At 66.2% G+C, this 2884-nt stretch carries 4 protein-coding genes and 1 pseudogene; all 5 read right to left on the reverse strand.

Annotated features, from left to right (window positions below):
• Positions 1–159 (reverse strand): annotated as a pseudogene (locus tag AC5DC2_RS22295) (two-component system response regulator); the annotation flags it as partial.
• A 193-nt stretch (positions 160–352) separates the two neighbouring features.
• Positions 353–745, reverse strand: coding sequence for a CBS domain-containing protein (locus AC5DC2_RS22300; RefSeq protein WP_491700071.1), 393 nt, complete (start codon positions 743–745; stop codon positions 353–355).
• Positions 742–909 carry a (Na+)-NQR maturation NqrM gene (gene nqrM / locus AC5DC2_RS22305; RefSeq protein WP_183490793.1) on the reverse strand — a complete coding sequence of 56 codons (168 nt, stop codon included), beginning with the start codon at positions 907–909 and terminating at the stop codon, positions 742–744. The genes AC5DC2_RS22300 and nqrM overlap by 4 nt, the downstream gene beginning before the upstream one ends.
• A 22-nt stretch (positions 910–931) precedes the next feature.
• Positions 932–1948 carry an FAD:protein FMN transferase gene (locus tag AC5DC2_RS22310; protein ID WP_491700072.1) on the reverse strand — a complete coding sequence of 339 codons (1017 nt, stop codon included), beginning with the start codon at positions 1946–1948 and terminating at the stop codon, positions 932–934.
• A 3-nt stretch (positions 1949–1951) separates the two neighbouring features.
• The coding region (nqrF, locus tag AC5DC2_RS22315) for an NADH:ubiquinone reductase (Na(+)-transporting) subunit F (RefSeq protein ID WP_491700073.1) at positions 1952–2884 on the reverse strand (933 nt) is incomplete at its 5' end.

Raw genomic sequence — 2884 nt, forward strand, 5'->3', positions numbered from 1 at the left:
GGTCTCGGCGGTCTCTATGGCAAAGCCGCGCGTTTCCATGGCGCGGGCGATGCGACGCAGAAACGGCGTGTCGTCATCGACAATCAGAAGGCTCATTTCGCCCTCCGGCGCGCCTATCAATTCATCTCTGCCGTAGTCCGTTTCCTCAGTCTCATCCATGTCTGCCATGCCTGAATTCTCGTGTGCGGCAAATGACCGCGCGTCAATCCTGTCAGATGGTTATGGACCTCCTCGGCCCGGGGGTAAACCCAAAACCGCCGTAAAAACGATTGTGTGCGGTGTGGCCGATGACGGCAGAAGCGCGTGCCCTGCCGGGGGCCGCCCGCCCACGCCTCGAAGTCTGGCGGAACGTCTATCCGCTCAGCCGCACAAGGGCGGAGAGGACGTCGGAGCGGCGCAGCAGGCCGACTAGCCGGTTGCCGTCGGTCACCGGGAAGACGCGGTGCGGATGGGCGATGAAGGCCTCGGCGGCGGCGACCAGATCGGCGCTTGCCGGAAGGCTGATGACGTTGCGGCTCATGTAATCGGCGACGGTGCCCTTCCATTCCTGGTAGTAGCTCGCCTGGAGGGCCGGGTTGAAACAGTCCTTCTGGGTGAGGATGCCGCAAAGCGCCCCGCCTTCATCGACAACCGGCGCTGCCGCCGCCTTGCTTTCGACCAGAAGCGCCACCGCCCGGCGGATCGGCATTTCGGGCGTGACGGTCAGCGCGTCGGTCTTGGTGATTTCGGCGATCGTGTCGGTCATTCTGCCTCGCTCGACAGACGGTTCGGGCAGCCCTCGCAGGCGGCCTCCTTCATGCAGGCCATGCCGCCGCACGAGCCCTTCAGCGGGCCGCGCCCGACGAAGAGGCTGACGCCAAGGCCGGCCATGCCGAGAACGACGATCGCGATTGCCAGCAGGATTTCCATGTCCGTGCTCCCTTCGAGGCGATTATAGCAGATAACGGTCGAAACCGCCCGTTGTTTCGCGCCTGAGGCCTTGTCCTTCATGGAAGAGGAAGAGGGCGGCGATCGACAGGCGGCGGGCCAGCGCCGGGCCATCCTCGCCGGCGGCCGTCAGCGCGGTGGCCCAGCCGTCGGCCGTCATCGCGTCTTGCGCCAGCACCGAGACCGAGGCGATCGCGCCCTCGACCGGCACGGCATGGCGCGGATCGATGATGTGGCTGTAGGTATGGCCGGAAAGCGCATAGCTCTGGGCGCGAAGCCCGGAGGTCGCGACCGCGCCGTCGGCAAGCCGCAGCACGCCGGCGCCGCCGTTGGCTTCCGGCCGCGGGTCTTCCACCGCCACCTGCCAGGGACGTCCCGCCGGATGATTGCCGCGCGCGACCAGCTCGCCGCCGAGATCGATGAGAAAATCGGAATAGCCGGCGTCCATCAGGCGGTTTGCCATCAGGTCGAGCGCGCGGCCCTTGGCGATGCCGCAGAGATCCATGGTGACCCCGGCTTTGGTCTTTCCGAGCCGGTTTCCGTCGACGGCAAGCGCATGCCAGAGCGGCGGCGCGCCATCCTCGGCGGCCACGCCCTGGATCGGGCCGAAGCCGTAGCGGGCAACCAGCGGGCCGACGCTCGGATCGAACCAGCCGTCGCTCTTTCGCGCGATATCGAGCGCCGATTGGGCAACGAAGGCGGTTTCGGCAGATACCCTCCTGTCGCCGGGACCGGAGCGGTTGAAGCCAGTGATCTCGCTGTCTTCGCGCCAGGGCGACATCATCCGGTCGATGCCGGAAAGAAGCGCTTCGATATCGCCGCTAAGCGCTTCGGGCCGGGCTTTGTCGGGCACGCTGACGCGCCATGTGGTCGCAAAGGCCTTGCCGGTGATCTGCTGCGTCGCGGGCGCGGATTTCAGGATCGCGGGCGCTTCGGCCCGGGCAGCGGTTGCGGCCAGAAGACCTGCTCCGGAAAGCGCCAGAACGCGGCGGCGGGTCAGGTATGTATGACGTGCGTTCATGGGTCAGACTCCGAAATCGTCGTAGAAGATGGACTTCGGCTCGACGCCGAGCCGGTGCAGCGTGGCAGTCACCGCCGAGATCATCACCGGCGGTCCGCACATATAGTATTCGCAGTCCTCCGGTGCCGGATGGCGCGAAAGCTCGGCGCGCACGATATCATGGATGAAGCCGCTTGCGCCCGTCCAGCGGTCGCCGGGCGCGGGATCGGAAAGCGCCGGCGTCCACGAAAAATTGTCGTGCTCGGCGGCGATCTTCTCGAACTCTTCGACATAGAACAGGTCGGCGACCGAGCGCGCGCCATAGAAATAGCGCATCCGCCGTGGCGTGTTCTTGCCGATCTGGTCGTGGATCATGGCCCTCAGCGGCGCCATGCCGACGCCGCCGCCGATGAACACCATCTCGCGATCGGTCGGCTGCACCTCGAACTCGCCGAAGGGTCCGGAGGCCTCGATCTCGTCGCCCGGTTTCAGCGCGAACAGAAAGGAGGAGACGATGCCGGGCGGAATTTCCTGTTCGCGGCCGGGGGGCGGGGCGGCAAGGCGGATGTTGAAGACGGCGCGCTCGGCCTTTGCATCCTCTGGCCTGCAGGCGATCGAATAGGCCCGTGTAACGGATCTTTCGGCATAGGAGGTCATTTCGGACCAGCCGGACATCGCCCATGCCTCGCGGAAGGGCGGATCGATGTCGATATCGCGGAAATCGAGCCGGTAGGCGGGCGCGGTCAGCTGCATGAAGCCGCCGGCGATGAAATCGAACGGCTGGCCTTCGGGAAGCTGCAGCACCAGTTCGCGGATCAGCGGCGCCTTCATCGTGTTGGAGACGACGCGGCAGGTAAAGCCCGTCGCGCCGACGAAATCCTGCGGCACCGTCACCGAACAGGGGCCTCTGAGCGCCGTCTGGCAGGCAAGGCGCATATGGGCGCGACGGTCGGCGGC

Source organism: Martelella sp. (assembly GCF_984369615.1).